The 23,244-nt window shown below is 50.1% G+C and carries 22 protein-coding genes and 1 pseudogene; 10 read left to right on the top strand and 13 right to left on the bottom strand.

Annotated elements, in window-relative coordinates; all coding sequences use genetic code 11:
• The 6 genes and pseudogenes from BW941_RS17780 to BW941_RS17250 form a co-directional block, all read right to left on the bottom strand.
• A pseudogene (locus BW941_RS17780) lies at positions 1-335 on the bottom strand (transposase); the annotation flags it as partial.
• A gap of 72 nt (positions 336-407) precedes the next feature.
• Entirely contained in the window at positions 408-2,516 is a 2,109-nt protein-coding gene (locus BW941_RS17230; RefSeq protein WP_068439559.1) for a hypothetical protein, read from the bottom strand.
• A 106-nt stretch (positions 2,517-2,622) separates the two neighbouring features.
• Positions 2,623-2,880, bottom strand: a complete 258-nt coding sequence (locus BW941_RS17235; RefSeq protein WP_068438885.1) for a hypothetical protein — start codon at positions 2,878-2,880, stop codon at positions 2,623-2,625.
• Positions 2,881-3,144: 264 nt separating this feature from the next.
• Positions 3,145-3,483 (bottom strand): hypothetical protein, encoded by a 339-nt coding sequence (locus BW941_RS17240; protein ID WP_076518188.1) that lies wholly within the window; start codon positions 3,481-3,483, stop codon positions 3,145-3,147.
• 1 nt (position 3,484) lies between these two features.
• Positions 3,485-4,180, bottom strand: coding sequence for a hypothetical protein (locus BW941_RS17245; protein WP_076518190.1), 696 nt, complete (start codon positions 4,178-4,180; stop codon positions 3,485-3,487).
• 257 nt (positions 4,181-4,437) lie between these two features.
• Positions 4,438-4,947: a hypothetical protein gene (locus tag BW941_RS17250; RefSeq protein WP_084189127.1), complete on the bottom strand. Its 510-nt coding sequence runs from the start codon at positions 4,945-4,947 to the stop codon at positions 4,438-4,440.
• Positions 4,948-5,106: 159 nt separating this feature from the next.
• On the opposite strand from BW941_RS17250, the gene BW941_RS17255 reads away from it, so the two are divergent.
• The 4 genes from BW941_RS17255 (at position 5,107) to BW941_RS17270 (ending at position 7,253) form a co-directional block, all read left to right on the top strand.
• A complete protein-coding gene (locus tag BW941_RS17255; RefSeq protein ID WP_076518192.1) occupies positions 5,107-5,784 on the top strand; it encodes a DNA-3-methyladenine glycosylase I in 678 nt (225 codons plus the stop codon).
• A gap of 115 nt (positions 5,785-5,899) precedes the next feature.
• Positions 5,900-6,619, top strand: coding sequence for a VC0807 family protein (locus tag BW941_RS17260; RefSeq protein ID WP_068442004.1), 720 nt, complete (start codon positions 5,900-5,902; stop codon positions 6,617-6,619).
• A gap of 117 nt (positions 6,620-6,736) precedes the next feature.
• Positions 6,737-6,958, top strand: coding sequence for a TA system antitoxin ParD family protein (locus BW941_RS17265; RefSeq protein ID WP_068442001.1), 222 nt, complete (start codon positions 6,737-6,739; stop codon positions 6,956-6,958).
• Entirely contained in the window at positions 6,945-7,253 is a 309-nt protein-coding gene (locus BW941_RS17270) for a type II toxin-antitoxin system RelE/ParE family toxin (RefSeq protein WP_076518194.1), read from the top strand. The genes BW941_RS17265 and BW941_RS17270 overlap by 14 nt, the downstream gene beginning before the upstream one ends.
• Before the next feature lie 48 nt (positions 7,254-7,301).
• Here the strand turns inward: BW941_RS17270 and sbcB are convergent, their stop codons facing one another.
• Both sbcB and BW941_RS17280 read right to left on the bottom strand, forming a co-directional pair.
• Positions 7,302-8,744 (bottom strand): exodeoxyribonuclease I, encoded by a 1,443-nt coding sequence (gene sbcB / locus BW941_RS17275; protein ID WP_076518196.1) that lies wholly within the window; start codon positions 8,742-8,744, stop codon positions 7,302-7,304.
• 117 nt (positions 8,745-8,861) lie between these two features.
• Positions 8,862-9,881 carry an alpha/beta fold hydrolase gene (locus BW941_RS17280; protein WP_076518198.1) on the bottom strand — a complete coding sequence of 340 codons (1,020 nt, stop codon included), beginning with the start codon at positions 9,879-9,881 and terminating at the stop codon, positions 8,862-8,864.
• A gap of 189 nt (positions 9,882-10,070) precedes the next feature.
• Here BW941_RS17280 and BW941_RS17285 point away from each other — a divergent pair, with 189 nt between their 5' ends.
• Positions 10,071-12,668 (top strand): DUF349 domain-containing protein, encoded by a 2,598-nt coding sequence (locus BW941_RS17285; RefSeq protein WP_076518200.1) that lies wholly within the window; start codon positions 10,071-10,073, stop codon positions 12,666-12,668.
• A gap of 96 nt (positions 12,669-12,764) precedes the next feature.
• Here the strand turns inward: BW941_RS17285 and tusA are convergent, their stop codons facing one another.
• The 3 genes from tusA to BW941_RS17300 are packed head-to-tail and all read right to left on the bottom strand — an operon-like array spanning position 12,765 to position 15,116.
• Positions 12,765-13,010: a sulfurtransferase TusA gene (tusA, locus tag BW941_RS17290; protein WP_076518202.1), complete on the bottom strand. Its 246-nt coding sequence runs from the start codon at positions 13,008-13,010 to the stop codon at positions 12,765-12,767.
• A gap of 10 nt (positions 13,011-13,020) precedes the next feature.
• Positions 13,021-14,232, bottom strand: a complete 1,212-nt coding sequence (locus BW941_RS17295; RefSeq protein ID WP_076518204.1) for an MFS transporter — start codon at positions 14,230-14,232, stop codon at positions 13,021-13,023.
• A complete protein-coding gene (locus tag BW941_RS17300) occupies positions 14,229-15,116 on the bottom strand; it encodes an alpha/beta fold hydrolase (protein ID WP_076518206.1) in 888 nt (295 codons plus the stop codon). Before BW941_RS17300 ends, BW941_RS17295 begins: the two co-directional genes overlap by 4 nt.
• A gap of 62 nt (positions 15,117-15,178) precedes the next feature.
• Here BW941_RS17300 and rlmF point away from each other — a divergent pair, with 62 nt between their 5' ends.
• Positions 15,179-16,093: a 23S rRNA (adenine(1618)-N(6))-methyltransferase RlmF gene (rlmF, locus tag BW941_RS17305; RefSeq protein WP_076518208.1), complete on the top strand. Its 915-nt coding sequence runs from the start codon at positions 15,179-15,181 to the stop codon at positions 16,091-16,093.
• A 388-nt stretch (positions 16,094-16,481) separates the two neighbouring features.
• Here the strand turns inward: rlmF and BW941_RS17310 are convergent, their stop codons facing one another.
• On the bottom strand, positions 16,482-17,777 hold the full coding sequence (locus BW941_RS17310) for an acetyl-CoA C-acetyltransferase (RefSeq protein WP_076518210.1): 1,296 nt from the start codon (positions 17,775-17,777) through the stop codon (positions 16,482-16,484).
• Between the two features lie 283 nt (positions 17,778-18,060).
• On the opposite strand from BW941_RS17310, the gene BW941_RS17315 reads away from it, so the two are divergent.
• Complete coding sequence (locus BW941_RS17315) at positions 18,061-19,479, top strand: 3-oxoacyl-ACP reductase (protein WP_076518212.1); 1,419 nt, start codon at positions 18,061-18,063, stop codon at positions 19,477-19,479.
• A gap of 109 nt (positions 19,480-19,588) precedes the next feature.
• Here the strand turns inward: BW941_RS17315 and BW941_RS17320 are convergent, their stop codons facing one another.
• The gene (locus BW941_RS17320; protein ID WP_076518218.1) at positions 19,589-19,771 is read right to left on the bottom strand and encodes a tRNA (uracil-5-)-methyltransferase; all 183 of its coding nucleotides are present in this window, start codon (positions 19,769-19,771) and stop codon (positions 19,589-19,591) included.
• 82 nt (positions 19,772-19,853) lie between these two features.
• Between BW941_RS17320 and hrpB the strand changes: the two genes are divergently transcribed.
• From hrpB to BW941_RS17895, 3 genes are all read left to right on the top strand, one after another.
• A complete protein-coding gene (gene hrpB, locus BW941_RS17325; protein ID WP_076518214.1) occupies positions 19,854-22,298 on the top strand; it encodes an ATP-dependent helicase HrpB in 2,445 nt (814 codons plus the stop codon).
• A 76-nt stretch (positions 22,299-22,374) separates the two neighbouring features.
• Entirely contained in the window at positions 22,375-22,806 is a 432-nt protein-coding gene (locus BW941_RS17330) for a hypothetical protein (protein ID WP_076518216.1), read from the top strand.
• Positions 22,790-23,244: hypothetical protein (locus BW941_RS17895; protein ID WP_217693621.1), on the top strand; the 455-nt coding region annotated here is incomplete at its 3' end. The genes BW941_RS17330 and BW941_RS17895, both read left to right, overlap by 17 nt.

The raw sequence follows: 23,244 nt of genomic DNA on the forward strand, positions 1-23,244 counted from the left end.
ATATCTTGCTGATGTTCCTCCGCAAGAAACCGTTGCCACTTTTTTAGCAGATCAAGCTCCTGTTTCAGCTTCTTGTTCTCTGCTTCCAGCTTCTTAACCTTCGAAATTTCCTTTTCTTGCTTTCTAGTCGCCTCGGTTAGCTTCTTACGTTTATCTGCCACGATCTTGCCTTCACGGTATTCTTTTCGCCATCGTGACAGCATAAATGGATGAATGTCGAGAGTATTGGCTACTTCCTGAACCTGAATTCCTTCTATCAGACTTAGCTGGACTGCTTTAACTTTAAACTCGTTCGAATACTGCCAGGTCTTTCTTGGCTGATTATATTTTGGCATTGGACACCTCGTCAGTTTGACTTTGGTGTCCGTTTTATCGGGGCAAGATCACAGTCCGACAACATGCGCTTGTTAGATGCTTTCTTCCAGCGTCGCAATGTATTGATCACATTCTTCGATAACATACTTCGGAACCGTTTGATATTTTGCTGGGTTTAACTGATAAATGTAGTCATTCTCAATATGAAAAGCTTGGTTAATAAACTTCAGGACTATATCAGCATGACCTGCACCAGCATTTCCTTCTGATATAATCCTATATATATGCAACTTTTCGTAATTATTGCCGCACGAATTATAAAGATCGAGCATTGCAGAATTATCATGTATCAATTGCATAAAGCTTTGGTAGTCAAATTCTGGTATATGTTGCTGAATTTCAGATAAAGCGTCTTGTATTTCTTCTGTAGTCATTTCACGCGATGATCCGCCCTCAAATATTACGGGTACCGATCTTCTATGAAGGGCGTTTGATACAAGCTGGTACGCCATCCCCTTCGAATTAAGAATTTCATATGTTCTACGAATGTAAACAAGCTTAGCTACCAAGTTCGCATGACCTGTAATGTTTGAAGAGTTAACATCAACAAATGTCATGATATCGTCTTTCTCAATACCAATCTCTGTTAGTTGTCCACCGTCGTTTTGTAGAAAAGAAGCGACGGGCTTTTCAAACCTATCCGTATGGTGATAAAGCATGTCAACGATTGGCTCAAAATCGTGACTAAGCAATAAGACTGTTTTCCCCCGGAAGGATTTCTCCTTTCTGAAAAGCATCTCTACAATGGCGTATTTTTTATTTTTGTCGAATGAAGAAATAGGGTCATCTAGAACGATCAAATCAGGAACGTTTTTGATTGCATCGAACATAAATAGCACTAACGCAAAGGCATTTCTTTCGCCATAGCTGAGCACATTTCTGACACCTGCCACTTCCTCAGACTCAAGGTCTACATGAATTAGTTTTAGCTTATGCTTGCCAGATTCATCCTCAATAAGATCGACAGTGTATCTGTAGCCAGCATTACGAAGGAACGAGTTAATAGCTTTCTTGTTTTCTTGTACTACCTCCTCAATATGGCGCTTCTGAATGGCAATTCGCCCCTGTAGCTGTCCAGCTTTTTCAATCAGCAGTTCTATGGAGTCATTTACTTTTTCTATTTTAGATAGTGTTTCATCTGATTGAAGATGTGCATATAGATTTTGATCGATTTTGTATCCTCGCAATTCATCGATCACTTTATCGACATCTTTGAAAGTAAAGAATCCAATATTCTTAAGATGCTTAAACATGTTGTTAAGCCGGTCGATTTGACCTTTTACCTCAAGAAGATATCCGGTCTGTTCTTCCGTGTATCCGTCAACACTCGAAACGAAATCACTTATGATTTCTTTTGTTTGATCTGAAAAGTATTTATCAAGACGTTGAAATATTTGTACGAGTTTATTCAGGTTCTGAATTGATTTCGGGTCATAGACCTCCCCAACACGCCTTATTGTTTCTTTTACATCCTTTACATCACTAACACAGTAGGGACAATTGTCAGTTTCCTCGATAAACTGCCCGCCGTCGAGCTGCCACTTGACCCACTTTACATTGTCCTGCCCTTGGATGAAATCCTGGTATATTTCGAGGCCCTCCGGAATATTAACTACTTTATTGCCTCCCTTGAGAGCTTTAGCTATTGCACTTGATCCATGTACGCCTTTCTTAGTAGGTTTGCCAAAGCTACTACTCAACTCATCGAAATCAGCTATCAATTCCTCAATTTCATAATCTTCTTGAAATTGGCTCTTTATTTCAGACACAAGCTCCTCAATCTCAGCCATAACCGAATCATATTGCTCATCTCTGATGAGGATATCAAAACTTCCTTTAAGTAATTCGTCCGGTTGAAAAGCGAATTCATTTATATAAGATTCATCAAACACCTTGATGCTATTGACTGCCTCGCACCCAGTTACAGTTGGTATAATTGAGTCATCATTGAATGCCTTAAATGGTTTGAGTTCTGTAAGGTCATTGGTGCCATTTAACTTCGATGAAACTGACTTTTGAATTGATTTCGATATCGTACTCTTACCAGTGCCATTGATTGCGTACTTTATATTCAGTACACCTTCCTCAATCTTTATCACACCATTATCAATGTTATTGCAATGACTAATTTCAATTTCCATTCAACACTCCTTTGTTTGGGGATACTTGGGCATCTAACGCTCGGCCTTGGGGCGCGCGCTTTTTGCGCGTCCCGCCACGCTTTTCAGTGGCCTCAACGGCCGCTTGTTAATTTTCATAGGGCCGAGCGCCACTCATGCCAGTAAAGGTATACAGTTCAACATCACCCGCCGTCCATTTTGTGCCTGTAACATCAACCAAAATTAAATTACCACTTACATCGGCTTTTGGTGATGATTCAAACTCACCCTTCAATTTGTAAATACTGCCACCCTCTTGCTCAACAAAATCAAATGCAGCAATTTCTCCATTATCAAGGAGGATACCTACAATCCTTCCATGTGGAGATTTCAAATTTGATTCCATATTTGTCCTTGAAAAATTAACAGTTTCTTCGTGAGCGTGCCCATCTGCACACCAGTGTCCCTTTGATGTTTCGAGAGTAACCTTCCGCCACTGTGATGAAAAGTGCCTGAGGCGACGACTTTTTTCGGTATGAAAGCGTGCGTGCTCGTTTGCACGTAAGCCTCATCTTTATGCTTGGAGCATTATCACGGTACAGAACCTTCTATACTATTGATCTTAAAAAATTTTATTATAAAGAAGTGGAATCCGCTCTAGCACAATCGCTTACCAACCCAGTTCGGCATTCCGTAGTTCTTCAACAAGCGCATCAAAGTCACTATCGCTGAACTCCGATGGATTACTATTCGGGTACCCTGAATCAGTAATTCTAAACGTGAAATGGCACTTAGATATATCGACGTCTGGGTATGCCAGTTCAACCAACCGGATTGGCAGTGATGAATCAGGCTTCGGGCAATCGTATACATCCATCAATTTTCGCAAAGCCGCAGAGGGCGTTAACCCGTCAGAAAGAACCCATTTCCGGAAATCTTCCAGGGATGTCGCAGGAAGATTCGACGGAGGCGTAGTATTGATTAAGGTCAAATCATGGTCTTTAGTCATACTAACCTCTCATATCACCAGGGCTTTTACACCAGTGTACCGATACTCCGTTCCAACTCCCTTTGGGCATACCCGTATCAAATGCTTCGACGTGTTTGTAACCAAGGCTTTCCATAAGCCCTTTTGACCATGCCAGTTCGATTTCTTCGGGTGTTCTACCCGCGTTTACTCCTGCACGGAAACGAGCGAGGTTGTCATTAATATATGAGTTCACGATATTACTGGTACCGTAGAGTTTCTGCATGCTGGTAATCAACTTTCGTATTTCATTGTGAGCAAAGAAATCTTTTACATATACGCGGGTATCAGGGTTCTGAGGATGATTAGCGTAGGATCGAATGTCCCACCAGATAAAAGGCCACCCTCCAATTGGGTGTCTGGCCTTATAGTAGCCCCGGAGGTAGGCGGCACGTGTACCGTTGAATTCAACGATATACTGCTTCTCCGTCGGATCGTATTCTGCTGCTGTGACTCCATTCCTGGCTCTTTGGGCTGATACCACGAGCCTGTCTTTCTGAAGTTCTATTGCGTCAAACGAGACAGTAAACCAATTACCATCAGCAGGTACCTTAACTTTCTTTAAAGCTACACCATCCTTTGCCATGTCGTGGATTGGCCCAGAAAGGTCAGTGAATACCTTTTGATTGTCCTTTGATATTAGCTCTAGCTTATTTTTTATAAAGTCAGATATAGCCACTGAGAGGTTCCGTCCTATTTGAATGTAACTACTAAGTCGGAGTCTACCCCGCCGCTCAAAGCAAATCAAAGTGCTCCGCACCCCATAGGATGAAGAGCAAGACTCCCCGCCCCAAGATATATTCATCAAGTATCGAAACAGGTCGTTAACAGAATCACATCTCGCCCATACCATATCAAAACAGCCCAGCATTGGTGCTTTGATACGCCAATGGCGGGCTGTGTAGTGATGGTTCAGAAGTTAAGAGAAGCTACCTGTCAGAGGTATCGCACCTGATAGTTCAGACTGCTTGACGTTGTGGCTTTACGTTTCACCATTTTGTCGTCTTTCATACTGACATTCAGGCCTGAATGCTCTTTGATCGCCTGTTCAATTTTGGCGTCGGTCAGCTCACCTTCGATTTTGATTTCTTCAGGTGATGCGTCTGCGACGCCTCCGCCCGGCAGGTAGATGGTGCCGTTACTGAAGTCGACGGCAAAGGCTATAACACCTGGAATCAGGAAGAACAGCAGGCCGATGGCATCCAGTGCCACGACTCCGACGTCGAGCTGGCCATCAACCTGGCCTTTACGCTCTGGGTAAAGGATGGTGCCGCAGGCGGCGAGCTGCATTACGATGCCACCCGCGATAGAGAGTGCGATACCCCGCCGGAGCGGGCTTACTCTGGGCTTTTCAGCATCGTATGAATCATGTGTATCGAGAGCAGCATCAAGGGCTGCAGTGTCGGCAGAAAATGGCGTTTCATCGAATGATATATGTTCGTTCATGATCGTTCTCTTTTGCTGTCGTTATACGTCCGACCAGTGAAACACTGTCTTGTTCCACGAAGTTGAGACCATAGGCGCCAATTGCGGTAGCCTTAGGGCAGGCCTAACCGCTTATGTAAGCCGCTTACTTGAACAGCCTCAAACGGAATCTGATCAGCCATGCTCTCTTTCAGTCACTATGTGGAACAAGCTTCAGCACAACACCCCGATTTTGAATCAAAACTACACCATGCAATGAAGCCGCTGGCAGAGAAGGAACTGGCTTCGATACCAGATGACCGCTGGTTATCTTGTCTCTCGCAGTGTGTGTTTCAGTCTGGCTTTAACTGGAAAGTCGTGGCTAATAAGTGGCCAAGATTTGAAGAGGTGTTCTGCAACTTTCGTACAGACGTGCTGGTCATGTGGCCACAGGAGCAATACGAGCAGTTTATGCAGGATGACACCATCATCCGTCATATGGCGAAGATCAATTCGGTGTACGAAAACGCCCTGTTCTTCACCGACCTGCAACGTGAGCACGGCAGTGCCGCGGCTTGGTTTGCATCCTGGAAGCCAGAAGATTACGCCGCAAACCTTAAGGTGTTCCGCAAGCGCGGCAACCGGGTTGGCGGGCGAACCGGCCAGATATTTCTCCGTCGTATGGGGGTGGATTCACCGATCTTCAGCGACGATATGATACTGGCGCTCACGAGCAAAGGCGTGATTGATGGTGTACCCACATCAAAAGCGAGCTGGAAAGCCTTTATGGATGCCATGTTACGGTGGCGCGACGAAACCGGTTACAGCCTCACTGAGCTGAGCCAGATTCTGTCCTGGTCTGTCGGTCCGCGAAGATAAAGGGCCGCGAAGGTAAAAGGTCTGTAGCGTCAGATAGCTTAAAGGTGTCGGTCGGGAATCTCTCGTCGTATACTCTCGGCTGCGTTTTATTTGTTTCTTTTAAGGTTTGTTATTCATGACTGCCCCTAGCACGAACACCCCAGATCATCAGCCGCGTCCGTTTGTCGATCTGATGGTCAGTATTGTGATTCCGTCCATCATTCTGATGAAGTTCAGTGGTGACGAACATCTCGGCAGTGTGAATGCGCTTCTGCTGGGTCTCGCCTTCCCTCTGGGTTGGGGCCTGTTTGAGCTGGTGAAGTACCGTAAGAAGAATTTTATCGCCCTGCTGGGGATGATCAGTGTCGGCCTGACCGGTGGCATTGGTCTGCTGGAACTTGATGCTGGCTATCTGGCGATCAAAGAAGCTGCGATTCCTGCCATTATCGGTCTGGCGGTGCTTATTTCGACCCGCACCCGCTATCCACTGGTGCGCACCATGCTTTATAACCCGAATGTGCTGGACGTCGATAAGATTCAGAGCGCTCTGGAAAAGAATAAAGCGACAGAAGAATTTGAAAGCCGCCTGATGAAAGCAACGTACTTCTTTGCCGGTACCTTCCTGTTTTCATCCATCATGAACTATGTGCTGGCAAAGTGGATTGTCGTCAGCCCTTCGGGTACTCAGGCCTTTAACGAAGAGCTGGGCCGTATGACATTGGTCAGCTATCCCATGATCGCGATTCCATCCATGGCCATGATGCTACTGATTTTCTATTACCTGTGGCGCACGATCCGTCGCCTTACTGGCTATACGCTGGAAGAAGTACTGGCTCCGCACCTGGCGGATAAGTGACCGCGGATCACAGACAGAGAGACAGCCAGATTCGTTCTATTATGCGTTCGATGCCAATTGCCACACCTGTGGTAAATTGCTACATTTGAGTTGTGTTGAATATGAGAGTACACCATTATGGCGACTACCAGCATCCGACTGGATCAAGAGCTTGTAGAGAAAGCCACCATTATGGCAAAAGCCTTGAACCGAACCCCTCCCAAGCAAATTGAACACTGGGCCAAAATTGGCGAGATCATGGAAGATAATCCGGACTTACCCTATGAGTTCGTAAAACAGGCGATCATCGCTAGAGCAGAGAAAGAAGCTGGAAAATTAGAGGACTATGACTTTGGCTAAAACGACAGGAAAAGTCACCAGAGTTGTACAGACACCCAGTTTTAAAAAAGCAGTTAAGAAACTTAAACCTAATCAAAAAGCCGACCTTGATGGCGCGGTAAGAGAGGTCATGAATGACCCCTTTCTCGGCGAGCAGAAAAAAGGCGATCTCGCCTTTCTACGCGTTTATAAATTCAAAATGACTAAGCAACTCATGCTGTTAGGTTACAGCTACGAAGACGGCGCTTTGCTTCTGGAGCTGATTGCGCTCGGGTCTCACGAGAACTTCTATCGTGATGTTAAGCGCATCACATGAATCCACTTGAAACTCCAGATCACTAAACGCCCATTCTCGTTGGGTTGATCAGTAATCGGTAACCGGAAAGATTGATTCAGCGTACATCTGCAGCTCGTATATCCACTGCAGCTTCTGTGGGTTATCCGCTACGCGCTGTGCTGCCTGCTCAAGGATTGGCGCGAACTGCTCGAAGGTAAGCAGTGGCGAACCAGGAACGCCCTGCATAAGGCGCTGTGTACGATGCTGTTCCCAGCGCTCGCGCTCGTCTTCGTTGAGGGTGTCAGAGAAATTGCGAGCCCGGTAGCGGAACAGCATTTCTTCCCCGCGCTCATCCTGAAATGGGTTCGGATAATCCGCCAGATCCCAACCCTGCATTCGCTGTATTTCATCCATTGCCTGTTTGTCAGCATTCGAGAAGAAACCATCGTATAAGCGAGCATCCACGTCGGCGATTTCAGCAAACTGGCGATTGCCAAAGACCTCAGCCATTTTGGCATTCAGAGGCCCTGCTTCACGCAGTATTTTCAGATGGCGACGCAGATCATCGCCGCTGATGTTCCAACGCTCTGCCTGATCCGGTGTCAGCGTATTTGCAGGCGCAATAACGGGAGATTTGTTGATATGAATTTCTTTCAGAGGCAGGCGGGTCATTCCTTCTGGCATGTCCGCCGCTCGGGTAAAGACGCGCTCTGAAATCTGCTCAGCACTCAGGTCATAGAGTGCGGTCGGATCGGCAGACAGATCCCACGCAATAAAACTGTTTTTGTTTGTCGGGTGCCAACACAGAGGTGCAACAACGGCCATACAGCCCTGCTCTACCGGGTACATTCCTGATACATGCATCAGTGGCTTATGAGCGCCGACATCAATCAGGCCACCCAGCGCCTGCTTACTCCGATGCTGATATAGATAACGGTATAATTTAGGTTGTTTGTCTTTGATCAGGCGTGCCAGAGCAATGGTCGCACGCACGTCGGAAACCGCGTCGTGAGCCTTACCGTGGTCGAGGCCATTGGCTGCAGTCAGGTGCTCAAGCTTAAAGCTGGTTTTGCCAAGGTCGTTCTTTGGCCATTCAATGCCTTCCGGGCGCAGTGCATAGGCACAACGGACAACATCGAGCAGGTCCCAGCGAGAGTTACCGCCCTGCCACTCACGCGCATAAGGGTCAAAGAAATTGCGATAGAGCGTGTAACGGGTGAACTCATCGTCAAAGCGAATGCTGTTGTAGCCGGCAACACAGGTACCAGGCTGACTGAACATGTCATTGATGCGAGCGATGAACTCACGCTCTGGAACACCCCTGCTCTGGCAATCCTGCGGCGTAATTCCTGTAATCAGAACCGCATCGGGGTGCGGTAGATAATCATCTGTCTGGCGACAGAAGATTTCGACAGGCTCTTCGATTTCATTGAGGTCTTCGTCGGTGCGGATAGCGGCAAACTGCGCCGGACGATCCCAGGCTGGGTTAGCGCCGAAGGTTTCGTAGTCGTACCAGACGATGGTGTTCACTCAATGCTCCTGTGTGCAGATCAAAACGCTAGTTTACCGGTTATATGGCACGCATAAAACAAAACCCCCGAAGGACAGCCTGCGGGGGTTCTGTTTAACATCAACTCAGCGGGTTGCTTACCAGCCTTTACGCGGATTACCCGGTACGACCCAGCCCTGTTCTTCATTGCCCGGAAGTTGTGGCAGCTCGCCGTACAACAGGTAATGGTGAGCGTCACGCGCCGACTGACGAGGCAACTCTTCCATCGGCAGGTGGCCGACGACTTCGTAAGAAACAAAGGTCATGTTCGGCAGATGCGTTTTGAACTGCTTCATGACGCGCTCTGGCGTCCATTCATCATCCTCGCCCCACATAACCAGTGATGGCGTCTGGATGTACTTGATGCGATCACTTTCGTTCTCGCCTTCTTCAAGTTGTTTCTCCATGGTGCGGGCAACATCAATAAAGGCCGTACGGTTGCCTTTGCGCAGCATCATGTCCTGATTACGACGAACCACTTCGTCGCTGACTTTTTCTTCGTCTGCGTACATGGACTCAACACGGTCGCGCACGCGGTAGCGCGGCAGAGTCCATGAATTCAGGCCAGCGAGGACAGGAATGGTGTTGTAACCCAATACCGGATGGACTTCCTGATCAAAGCCTGTGGAATCAACGAGCACCATGCTCTCAACGCGCTCTGGGTATTCTTTGGCGAAGTTCCAGGTAATGAAACCGCCATAAGAGGCGCCGACCAGCTTAACGCTGTCGAGGCCGAGCTTGTCCATGAAGGCTTCGACTTTGCCCATCATGTACTCGACGTCGTATGTTTCTGTTTTCGGGTCAGGCCCGGTCAGGCCGTGTCCGGGAAGATCCAGACGAATCACGCGGAAGTCGGTGGCCATGCGCTCTACCCAGGCATCCCACACATGCAGAGAAGAGTGCTCACCATGCAGCATTAACACAGCTTCATCGCCAAAGCCCTGATCGGTGTAATGCATCACCAGACCATCAACGGCGGTAAACTTCGAGCTTTCGTCGGTGTATTTTTCGGTCAGTTCAGAGAGAGGCCTCGACCCCAGGCCAAAGTAGGCACAGCCCGTAGTAACAACGGTAGTTGCGACCATACTGGCTACCAGCAGCAGCTTGATGAGTTTCATCGTGATCCCCGGATCTTATTATTGTTGTCGTTTTATTTTTGCCACAATTCTCGACACTCTACCACAGCTTTAAGGGGTCGTCTCGCCTTCTGCATCAATCTGCTACTGACTCAATTCTGCGCTTCCCCTCTGCTGCTATGACGTTAGAATGATCGTCCTTTTCGAGAACATTTGTTGTAAGCGAACTTCATGGCTCTATTCAAAAAGTTATTCAACAGGGACAAAACCCGCAACGCGACCGACACCAAGAAAGCGCCGGCCGCGAAAACTGGGCGTCAGTTAATTCTCAGCGAGAAAGACAGCGACCGCCGTCTGACACTGATTAAAGAAGTAACCGAAGAGAACGAGCTGGAAGCTCTGATCCGTGAGGCAGATAAGGAGACCCGCCAGCAGATTGAGTCTGTCTGGCTTGAGCGTCTTGCCCCGTCAGGAATGCTACCCAGTGGTGCGAATGATCAGGTACTGACCCGCATTGCATCACTGACTCAGGATGCCGCGCTGGCGAAATCTGCGGTTGCTGCAATCGGTGACGAACCGGCTCGCCTGGCGCTGGCCAAAGAGCATTCTCTGGCACGCGTACGTCTGGCAGCAGCAGAAACGATTACTTCAGCAGATGCACTGCACGAACTGCAGAAACATGCTCAGGGCAAAGACAAGGCGGTTTACCGTCACTGCAAAGATGCCCTTGCGGCACTCAACGCAGAACAGGAAGCCCGCCAGAAAATTCAGGACAAGATCGATTACATCCGCAGTAATGCAGAGACCCTGCTGCGCCTGGGCTATGGCCCGGAGTTCACAGGTAAAGTGCAGATTCTGAAACAACGCTGGCAGAACCTTCAGAACGCCATCGAAGGCTTTGACACGGCGGATATTCCCGCCTTGCTGGAAAAACTTGAAGCGATTCTGACTGCGCAGAAAGAAGAAGAGCAAAAAGCCGCAGCACTCGAAGCTGAACTGCAGCAAGCGACTGAACAGCAACAGCGCATCCTCGCTCACCTGCAGGATGCACTGGAAAGCATCAGTGATGATTCCACCGCTGAAAGCCTGAAAGAAACTCTCCTCAGCGAAGAAGGCGCCTGGGCAGAAGCCACAGCTAAGCACTCGGCATCCGCAAGCCAGCAAAAGCAGTACGATAATGCCGTTGCCGAAATCACAACCGCAGCGTCAGCCCTGCAATACCTTGCAGAGCATGAAGACGTTAAGGGCGAACTGTCTCCGGAGCAGGCCCGCGAACACCTTCCACACCTTGCCTGGCCGCACAGTGCCAGCGCTCCAGAATGGCTGACAGCTCTGAGAAAAGCGGCCGGTGAAAAGCCGAAAGCGGCAAAGCCAGCACCGGCAAAACAGGATGACAGCGAAGCCCGCGCTAAAGCAGAGGCGCTTATTGAAACGCTCGAAAGCGCGCTGGAAGCAAAAGTTGTTGCAGACGCTGCCAACGCGCTCAAGCAGATTCATCGTTTGAACGACAAGCTGACGCAAAAGACACAGAATCAGATGCAGGGACGCCTTCGTCTGCTGACCAATCAGCTGAACGAACTGCGCGACTGGCAGGGCTTTGCTGTAACACCGAAGAAGGAAGCCCTGTGCGAGCAGATGGAAGCCTTAATCGACGCCGATATTGCGCCGGACTTACTGGCCGAGCGTATTAAAGAGCTTCAGACCGAGTGGAAATCTCTTGGTCACTCGAATGACCGGGACCTGTGGCAGCGTTTCCAGGAAGCCTCTGATAAGGCCTTTGAGCCGTGCAAAGCTTATTTTGCAGAACAGGCTCAGCAGCGTGAGAAACTGGTATCACTGCGTAATCAGCTTACCGAAGAGCTACGCCATTACGAAGCCAACATGGACTGGGATAGCGCAGACTGGAAAACGGTGCAGAATACGTTGAATGCCGCCCGTGATACCTTCCGCTCTTATTCGCCAGTTGATCGTGCGTCTCACCAGAAAACCCAGAAAGCATTTAACGACGTCTGCGACGCGATCTATGCGCACCTGAAAGCCGAATACGATCGTAATTTAGATCAGAAGCGTGCTCTGGTCAGCGCTGCAGAAGCGGCTGCGAACAGTGACGATATGAGCGCAGCAGCAGAAACAGTGAAGAAAATCCAACAGGACTGGAAGTCGGTCGGCGTGACGCCTCGCGGTCCGGACCAGAAACTATGGAGCCAGCTGCGTAAGCACGCAGATTCTGTTTTTGCTCAGTTGAATGACGCACGCGATGCCCGTAAAGCTGAAATTAACGAAACGGTAGCCAATGCGGAAGCCATCGTTGAAGAAGCAAAAGCGAACGCAGAAAATCACGGCATTGCGGCAGTAACCGAAGCACGTGAAAAGCTTGCAGAGATTGAGCTTCCAAAAGGAGCACACGGACGCCTGGTTAAATCGCTCAGCGACATTGAAGAGCGTATTAACTCTGCACGCAGCGCAGCGAAAGCCGCAGAAGAACGTGGTCGCTGGGATACTCTGCTGGGGTTAATTTCAACCAATGAGACACCTGAGTCTGACGCTGCTCTGCCTTCGGGCATTGAAGCTGCCTGGTTCACTCAGGAAAGCAGTACGGCGGATGCCAGAAAACTCTGCATCACGATGGAAATACTGGCTGATGTTGAATCACCGGTCCAAGATAAGCCGGCGCGCATGGAGCTTCAGGTTCAGCGCCTGGCCGAGGGCATGGGAAGAAATCTTAGCAAAGAAGAAGAACGTAATGCGCTCATTAAGCAATGGCTTACAGCAGGCGCAGATACTGTGCTGACTGAGCGGTTTATTGCTGCACTGAAGGCAATTATATAAAGCGGAGAAAGTAGTTGTTCATCGTATTGAGGTGCAGCTGCGTCCTGAATAAAAACGGGCCTTTCAAAGGCCCGTTTTTATTTGTAGCGACGAGAGCTACTCTTCCTCTTCGGCGCCCTTCACGATCAGAAAGCGATACTCCCCATCCACTTCTTCGTTAACCAACATTTCATGACTGAGAAACGCACAGAAGCGCGTAAAATCGCGCACGGTTGAAGGGTCTGTTGCCAGTATCTGTATGACTTCGCCGATCGCCATTTCATTAATTTCTTTATGAAGCATCATTACCGGCTCTGGGCAGAAAAGCCCGCGGGCGTCTAATGTTCTGGCGATATCAGTCATAGTGATCCTGTTAATGTGAAAATCTGAGAGTCAAAAAGAGACCGCGACGCTGAGCCATCACCACGATAGAAATCACTGCTGCACACAGTGCCGCCGCAACGGTGAAATGACCCGCGTAACCAATATGGGTGGCACTATACCCCGACAAAGCACCCGCGACCATTCCGGTGATTATGACTACGCAGCTCTGAAAGGCATAATCCGCGCCCTCTGAGTGCTCGCGGCAGCGATCCATCATGACCGTAAACAGAGCTGCGGTGGCCATACCACCCGCCACGTGTTCGGCAATCACGGCCAGCCAGATCGTAAACATATCCCCTGCAGAAATCAGGGAGTAACCAAGCATTGCGACAGTCTCAAAGAGAAGGAACAAGACTAATGCATAGGCCCGGGGCATCCGGCCGGTCAGCCAGCCTCCGAACAAAGCACCAGACAGGCCCGCAAGAAAACCACCAATGCCGAGTAAAGCTCCCATCTGCTCAAGTGTGACGCCCAGGTCAGACAAATAAGGCCTGATCATCTGAGTTCCGAACGCATCTCCAAACTTATAAAGCGCAATCAACGCCAACCATAACCAGGGGCTGTCGAGACGAAAGAAACCAGACCACTGCTTCCAGACGCCCTGCTCTGCTTTGGTATGCCGACGTGGCTTCCAGAAGTACAAAGGTAAACTACCAAGAAACATCAGCGCTGCGACGGACAGCAAAGAAAACTGCCAGCCAAGGTAATTAAAGAAAGACAGCAGAACGCCACCGGCCAGAACCATGCCGACACGATAGCCACCTACCTGAATGCCATTACCGAGACCACGCTCTTCAGGTTTAAGATTCTCTACAGCGACCGCATCAGTGGCGATATCCTGCGTGGACGTTAATAAATTCACGGCCATCAGAACAAGAGCCATCGCTAACACGCCATCGCTCGTCAGCCATGGCAGCGGAACAAACGATAAACCAATCAGAACCAGCACAGCGGTGTGATTCATTGCCAGAATCCAGCTGCGACGATACTCTCCGGGAACGATGGAGACCCGGTCCAGCACTGGCGCCCAAATGAATTTCAGAGCCCAGGGCAATGCCACCAGAGACATCAGGCCGATGGACCTCAAATCGACGCCCTGCTCACGCAACAGAACGGGCATTGCCTGGCCGAAGAAGCCGTGGGGAAGGCCCTGCACCATATAAAGACTAATCAGAGCGAACCATTTAAGCGGCGTGTTCATATGTTTTTATTCGAACCGATAAAAGAAATAAAGTGCTCCAGCACAGCTTGTGGCGCTTCTAACTGCGGATAATGGCCTATTCCACTCAGGCGGACTACGTTCGGCTGAGGTATCAAAGATTCATAATGATCTGCCATGTATCCACCTGATACGGGATCGGCAGTGCCGTCGATTAATAATAGAGGTACATCCAGCTTCTGAAGCGCTCCAACCCAACGCTCTCTGTGTTTCCTTCGATCGGCAATATAATGAAGCATGATATGAGATTTTCTATGCCCATCATTTCGTGAGAACAAATGCCAAAGATCGTTCGCTTCGGGCGAAGTTAGTTTTGTATGTTCACCGAACACCGCATTCAGGTTCTTCTCAAACGTTCGACGAGAGGCGAATTTCGATAATAAAGGACCAACAGGGCTGACCAGCAACTTCTGAATCATACGCGCTCTATGCTGCTCAGGGAAAAGACCGCCATTCAGCAACGTCATAGTTAGTATCTGGAGACGCTCAGACTCTGGATCGAGGTGTCGTGCTGCTAATTCCTGCGCTACGGTATCACCATAATCATGGGCCAGAATATGCGCTTCCTGAATCCCCAGCTCGGTCAGGACAGACTCAATCAGATCTGCTTGGGCATGAATAGAAAATTGGAAGTCCGCAGGCTTATCGGAAAAGCCAAAACCCAGCATATCTATGCTAATGAGGCGATAATCGTTCTTCAACGCTTGCCATACGTAATGCCAATCCCACCCAGCGGTTGGAAAGCCATGGATCAGGAGAATCACCTCCCCACCGACACCGGAATCCTGATAAAAGATGCGATGCCCCCTGAATTCGGTCGTTTTTCCTTGCTTGTGCCACGCCGCCAATCCGTTACTTACAGTCATGCTTTTCCCGTGTTAGTTCAGAAGGTCTGACTACCTGTATACTCTCGCAGGTGTTACCCAGTATGCCTCAGATAACTGCCCGTATGAAAAAACTGCACCTCAGAAACATTCACAATCAGGAATACGATTTTTATCAGTTGATTGAGGCATCCCCGAATCTGGCTAACTATATAACGAGAACACCTTCTTCTCAGCAGACGATAGACTTCGCCAACCCGTCAGCTGTAAAAGCGCTGAACGCCGCTCTGTTGAAGCATCATTACAGGATTAACGACTGGAATATACCTGACGGTGCTCTCTGCCCTCCTGTTCCGGGCCGGGTTGACTACATTCACTACATCGCCGATTTGCTGGATTCGATAGAGCCCGATAAGAATGTGCGTATGCTGGATATTGGCACCGGTGCCAACGGGATCTACCCACTTTTGGCGAGCAGCGTCTATGACTGGGAATGTGTTGCAACCGACATCAGTGAGGCTTCTCTGGATAACGTCGCGGAGGTTCTGAAAAGCAACGCGGCTTTGGAGTCCCGCATCAGTCTTCGATTACAGCACGACAAGCACAAGATGTTTGAAGGTGTCGTTCTGCCGCAAGAGCAATTCGACGTATCGGTGTGCAACCCGCCTTTTCATGCGTCTGCAGAAGACGCTCTGCACGGCAGTCAAAGGAAAGTCGCCAACCTCAACAAAGGTAAAGCAGAACCGAATAACAAACCTCTTCTCAACTTTGGCGGTATGGAAAATGAACTCTGGTGCAACGGCGGCGAAGCGCTTTTTCTTAAAAAAATGATTAAAGAAAGTAAGCAGTTTGCGTCGCAAATACGCTGGTTTACTAGCCTGGTATCAAAAGCGGAGAGCGTGAAGCCACTGTCGAAACTTGCGAATAAAGCAGGCGCAACAGACGTTAAGGTCATTGAAATGACACAGGGTAAGAAGCAGACGCGAGTTCTTGTCTGGACGTTTCAAGCGGTAGATTGATCGAATTGATGAATCGCGAATAGCCTCCGGCTGAATCGCTCCTACAGGTCAAGGATACACGTGATGTTAGTGAATGATCAGAGCACCGTAGGAGCGCTTCAGCCAGCTTGCCTGGCTATGCGCGATATTTCTCTGCCCAAATCACAGCAGACACCAACTCGGGACCGTGTACCGCAGGGATGCGGTACCCGAGCTTCCAGGGACGGATTTACAGCGTGTCCTGAGCTGGTGCCTGCAGTGGGCGGTTACTCCATCAGATAGGAGCTAACGCCACTGTCGGGAATATGATTCCCTCCTACAAATACAAAAATATGAACGCCAGTCCCTCTGTACTCCAGAAACGAAAAAGCCCCGCAATGCGGGGCTTCTTTGGCACTAGCTTCGAAGCTTACTTCTCAACGATAGCTACAACGCCTTGTCCACCTGCCGCACAGATAGAAATCAGACCACGGCCCGAACCTTTCTCGTCGATCATTTTCGCCAGAGACGAAACGATACGACCGCCGGTCGCTGCGAATGGGTGACCTGTTGCGATAGAAGAACCGTTTACGTTCAGCTTGCTGCGGTCGATGGTGCCCAGTGGCTTATCAAGGCCGAGACGCTCTTTACAGAACTTCTCGTCTTCCCATGCTTTCAGGGTAGACAGTACGACACCAGCGAATGCTTCGTGGATTTCATAGAAGTCGAAGTCCTGCAGAGTCAGCCCAGCGCGGTCCAGCATGCGAGGTACTGCATATGCAGGTGCCATCAGCAGGCCTTCTTTCTCTTTGTTGCCGTCTTTGCCGAAGAAGTCGACAGCAGCAGTTTCGTAGAAAGAAAGGTAAGCGCGTACTGGGAGGTTGTGCTCTTTCGCCCACTCTTCAGACGCCAGCAGTACACAAGATGCACCGTCAGTCAGCGCTGATGAGTTAGCAGCAGTCAGAGTACCTTTACCAGACTTCTTATCGAATGCAGGCTTCAGTTTCGCCAGCTTGTCCATGTCTGGTTCGCGAGCCAGGTTGTCTTTTTCCAGACCCTGGAAAGGAGTAACCAGATCATCGAAGAAACCACGATCGTAAGCAGCCAGCAGGTTCTTGTGGCTGTTGAATGCGATTTCGTCCTGCTCTTCGCGGGTGATGCCCCACTCTTTTACAGTGATCTCAGTGTGATCACCCATAGACAGACCAGTACGTGGCTCACCGTTACGAGGAATCAGTGGCGCCAGGTGCTTAGGACGAATCTTAGCCAGCTGCTTCAGTTTGTCCTTAGTTGTCTTCTTGCGGTTCGCTTCCAGCAGGATCTTACGCAGGCCTTCGCTTACGCCGATCGGTGCATCAGAAGTGGTGTCAGAACCACCAGCGATTGCTGAGTCGATGTGACCCAGAGCAATCTTGTTAGCCGCCATCATCAGTGCCTGCAGACCAGTACCACACGCTTGCTGGATGTCAGTTGCTGGCGTTTGTGCGTCCAGAGCAGTGCTCAGTACACACTCACGAGTGAGGTTGAAGTCACGGCTGTGCTTGATTACAGCGCCAGCGATCACTTCACCGATACGCTCGCCCTGCAGGCTGTAGCGGTTTACCAGACCATTCAGTGCTGCAGTCAGCATGTCCTGGTTAGAAGCATAAGAGTACGCAGTATTAGAACGTGCGAAAGGAATACGGTTGCCGCCAATAATAGCGACGCGACGAACAGTCTGTGTCATGTCTCAATCCTGTCGGTGTAAAAACGGGAGCTTGTATAAAACTTGCCTATATAACGGCAGAACGCAAAATATCACAATATTCTGCCCAGTGCTGCGCAAGTCTATCGAACCAGCAACTGGCAGCATTGGCTGAAGTGACATAAGACCGTATGCCTGAGGTCAATTTCAGGGGTTATTAATGTTGGTCTAATCTGTTACCTTCCGGCGCTGTACATCGTGCCGATGTGATCCAAGTATCAACTCCCGTAACCCAAACGCATGTAAGAAACGAACGGAACGGACCATGAGCAACTTTTACGAAACAATGTTGAACAACAACCTGGGCCGCAGCCTGCTGAAAAACGTTGGCCTGCCTACCCCAATCGAACTGAAGCGCTACAACCCAAATCAGGAAACTTACTTCGAAGGTAAGGTTCTGATTGGTACAAGCAAGGGCGGTGCTCTGCTGAACGATCTGATGCGCAACCTGAAAGAAGCGAAAGCGACTGTTTACTTCCCAGCGGCTGCACAGACTGCTGCTGACATCCTGGCCGCTGCCGACAAAGCAGGCGTTCGTGCTATTGGTGTTGAAACCAAGAAAGGCATGGCTGAAAAGTTCGACGCTCTGGTATTCGACGCTTCTGGCTTTGAAAGCGGCGCTGACCTGAACCAGCTGTACTACTTCTTTAACCCAGTTATGCGTCAGCTGAACAGCAACGGTCGTGTGATCGTTCTGGGTCGCCCACACATGAAAGCAAAAACTGGTGAACAGGCTGCTGCAATGCGTGCTCTGGAAGGCTTCACCCGTTCTGTTGCTAAAGAAATCGGTAAGAAGTCTGCAAACGCTACTTCTGTATACGTTGAAGAAGGCGCAGAAGCGAACATGGACTCTGCGTTCCGTTTCGTTATCTCTGCTAAGTCTGCATACATGGACGGTCAGGTTCTGACTGTATCTAAAGCTGACGCTAACACCTACCCAGACTGGCACAAGCCTCTGGCTGGCAAAGTTGCTCTGGTGACTGGTGCAGCACGTGGTATCGGTGAAGCAATTGCCCGTACTCTGGCTCGCGACGGCGCTAAAGTTGTTGGTCTGGACATTCCACCAGCAGAAGCAGATCTGAGCCGCGTTATGGCTGAAATCGGCGGTGAAGTACTGCTGGCTGATATCTCTTCTAAAGAAGCTCCTCAGCAGATTTCAGACAAGCTGAAAGAACTGGGCGGCGGTGACGTGATTGTTCACAACGCTGGTGTAACCCGCGACAAGATGCTGGCTAACATGCCTGAGCACTGGTGGAACATGACCATCGACATCAACCTGCTGGCTGAAGAGCACATCAACGATGCGCTGATCGCAAACAAAACCATCAACAAAGGCGCAAGCATCATCTGCGTATCTTCTATGAATGGTATCGCTGGTCAGGTTGGTCAGACCAACTACGCAGCGTCTAAAGCAGGTGTTATCGGTTACGTTCAGTACATGGCTCCTGAACTGGCCAAGAAAGGCATCACCATCAACGCAGTAGCACCAGGCTTCATCGAAACTCAGATGACTGACGCTATTCCATTCATGACTCGTGAAGTTGGCCGTCGCCTGAATTCTCTGTCTCAGGGCGGTAAGCCAGTAGACGTAGCGGAAACCATCGCGTTCTTCGGTAACCCAGCGTCTAACGGCGTAAGCGGTAACGTAGTACGTGTATGTGGTCAGTCTCTGGTTGGTGCGTAAGCAGCACATCTAAGTGGTGCTTAATCGCATACGACACTAGAAACTGAACTGAAAAAGCCGGCGATTGCCGGCTTTTTTGCGTCTGAAGGAAATTCGGATTTCTAAAAAATCACCGCTTCTTTTTTGCTTTCTTCTTGCGTAAAAAATCTTTCACGGGCGTTTTCTTAGTAGGCAGAGCCCCTTCAAAACGCTTGCGCATCTCTTCGACCTTTTCTTCTTTGTCTTTGTGTGAGCGCTCTGCACGGTGTTTCTCACCCGCTTTTGCGAAATCTACCACTTTCGAGTCTGCCAACCTTGCCTCCACTGAGCCAATATCGATCATTCACCTTCATGCTATCATCACGCACTGTCAGTTCCAGTAGCAAAAGAGTGCAATGTCCACAGTTTTACCGATTGACGCCGTTCTTGACGATCTGAGAGCAGCCTTAGAGAGCCATGATAATGCAATGCTGATCGCTCAGCCCGGCGCCGGTAAAACGACTCGTGTTCCCCTGGCTCTTCTAAAGGAAGCATGGCTTGCTGGGAAAAAAATCCTCATGCTGGAACCTCGCCGTGTAGCTGCGCGTAACGCTGCAACTTATATGGCTCGCCAATTAAATGAACGAGTCGGTGAGACCGTCGGCTACCGCATGCGGCTGGAGAACAGAGTCTCTGCACAAACCCGCATTGAAGTGGTTACCGAAGGCATTCTTAACCGCATGCTCTTGGACGACCCGGAACTGACGAATGTCGGCCTGATAATTTTTGATGAATTCCACGAACGGAATCTGGCGTCCGATCAGGGGCTGGCACTGTGCCTTCAGGCGCAACAGGTGTTTAATCCCGAGTTAAAACTGCTGGTGATGTCGGCCACGCTGGATGCTCTCGAGCTGGCAAAGCTGCTGAACGCTCCTGTCATCGAATCCGATGGCCGCAGCTTCGCTGTCGAAACGCACTACCGCCCTGCCCGCGACGCCAATGAGCGTTTGGTGCCTCACGTTTGTCGAGTCATCGGTGAAGCCATGCGCGATACGGAGGGCGATATTCTCGTGTTTCTGCCCGGTGCAGGCGAGATAACCCGGGTACAGGATTCGTTAATTGAATCTACCCGTGACATTCGGATTACCCCACTGCACGGCCAGCTCAATGACAAAGAGCAGAAGCTCGCACTCAACCCCGATGATAATGGCCAGCGCAAAGTCATTCTGGCGACCAATATCGCCGAAAGCTCCGTCACTATTGACGGCGTGCGCGTTGTGATTGATTGCGGACTGGAAAAACGCATTCGCTTTCGCGCAGCACTCGGTATGCAGGAGCTGGTCACGCAGCATATTTCTGTGGCCAGCGCGGTACAGCGTGCTGGCCGTGCCGGAAGACAGGCTCCCGGCGTCTGCTATCGCCTGTTTACCGAAACCAGTATGCAACAGCGTCCGGCGCATATCCGCCCCGAAGTTAACGATGCAGATCTCGCGCCACTACTGCTGGATATAGTGCAATGGGGAGCATCTGCCGATGAACTGGACTGGCTGACGCCGCCACCGAAAGGCCACCTCAGTCAGGCACAGGATCTTCTTTCGATGCTCGGCATTCTTCAAGATCAGCAGCTCACCGATCACGGGCAGCGCTGCCTGACCACTGGCCTGGAGCCCCGTCTCGCAAATATGCTGATCCGTGGCAAGGCTGCTGGCTTCGGTAAAAGTGCCTCTGAGCTGGCGGCACTATTGCAGGAACCGGCCTTGCTACGTCAGGGCGATGATATTGAGCGCGTACTGCAACAGGCTCGCGGGTCTTCTCACTGGAAAAGCCGCGTTGCGCCCATGGCCCAGCGCCTGATGCAGAAGCTCAATATTCAAAAAGACACCTCCCCCGCCGATACCGGCTTTCTGCTCGGCTGTGCTTTTCCGGATCGTATCGGTCAGAAACGCGGAGCGGATACTCAATACCTGCTGGCCTCAGGTGCTGGTGCCACACTCCCGGACAACAGCGCCTTACTGGGCCAGACCTGGCTCGCATGCGCTGATATTACCGCCGGACAACCGAACCGTATCCGTACCGCGGCGACGCTTTCTGAACAGGCGCTGTCGCAACTGACCGAACTCCACCCGCACATGCTCAGCCGCCATATCGACGTGCGCTGGCTTGATAACGGCCAGCTTCAGGCGCAGGAACACCAGCGGCTGGGGAAACTGATTCTATCGGCGAAGAAACTCGTTACGATGAGCACCGATGACTGGCAACAGGCCTGGCGCGATCTGATTCTGACCAAGGGTCTGAAAGTGCTGAACTGGGATGACTCTGCGACGAACCTGTTAAGCCGGCTGCGACTTGCTCATGAATTCCAGCCAGAGCGCTGGCCGGATGTCTCTGACGAGGCCTTGCTGACTGCGCTCGATGACTGGCTGATGCCCTTCTTAACCAGCGCCCGCCACCAGCGCGACCTGAAGAAACTGAATCTGTGCGACGCCCTGCTTTCTCAGCTCGAATGGGATCAGCAACAGGGACTGGCCTCCTTGGTGCCAACTCATATCACAGTGCCGAGCGGCTCGAATATCCGTATCGATTACCGCCAGAACCCGCCGGTACTGGCCGTCAAACTACAGGAAATGTTCGGTTTCGAAGGCCAGCCCTCCATACTCAATGGCCAACTACCACTGATGATTCATCTGTTGTCACCGGCACAGCGGCCCGTACAAGTCACCCAGGATCTGCCGCACTTCTGGCGTCATACTTACGCCGATGTGCGCAAAGACATGCGCGGCCGCTATCCAAAGCATCCATGGCCAGAAGACCCTCTGTCGGCTGAGGCAACCAGATTTACAAAACGTCGACCGGAATCGTGAACCATCGTAAAGTATTCCATTAATTATTCGGATATAATGCGACACAACTATTATAAAAAAACGATGGAGGGACCCCATGCGACAGCTCATACTGGCCGCTGCGATCATCATTGCCGTTCTTTCTGCCGTCTGGTTTACCCAGCCAAGACTCACCGAAGATCTGAATAACCCATCGGATGCTGTAACAACTGAAGACAGAACAGTTGATGAAGCCAACAGTACCACTGCTGCTCCAGATTCAGCCTCATCCAACGCACACAGTGATCATGACCACGATCATGACGGCGAACTTCCCGCTGAGCTCGAAGAGTACATCGAAAGCCAGCGTATACCGGCAAGCGAACTCCCTATTACGGTGCACGGTGACGGGAAGGCAACCGTCCATACGAAAAAGCAGTACTCAACCGTCATGATGATGGTGATCGACGAAGATGGCACCCGCCGAATGGTTGAACGACAAATCACCCCAGAAGGAACCTTGGTAGTACCTTATGAAGAAAATAATTAATCTATTGTTTTTGGTAGCCTGCGGAGCTCAAGCCGAGATAGTTTTCGTTAATTCCGATGAGGCTAATGAAGGACTCAATGATCTGACACCCGTTGAACCCGTTGGAGGTAACTCTGGTGAAACGATAGGCCAACAACGCGCAATCGTGTTGCAGGCAGCGGCAGACATTATCGAAGACGCTCTGGACATATCTGCGCCACTAGAGATCTCTATCGATTTTAAAAGCCTCACGTGTACAACCTCGAGCGACGGTAGCACTAGTGCTATCCTTGGCGTCGCCGGTCCAACTGGTATTGCAACAGACATTGCATCAAGAACATTCACACCCAACTCCTTGTATAACCATCTATGGACACCCCTCATTGTGCAAGCGAAATCTGTCTTTGGTGTAGTGCAGCCATCTATTCGGATTCCACTTGGCCTGCAGGCCAGATCCTT

Origin of the sequence: Thalassolituus maritimus (assembly GCF_900156675.1) — a bacterium.
GTDB classification, from domain to species: Bacteria; Pseudomonadota; Gammaproteobacteria; order Pseudomonadales; family Oceanobacteraceae; genus Thalassolituus; species Thalassolituus maritimus.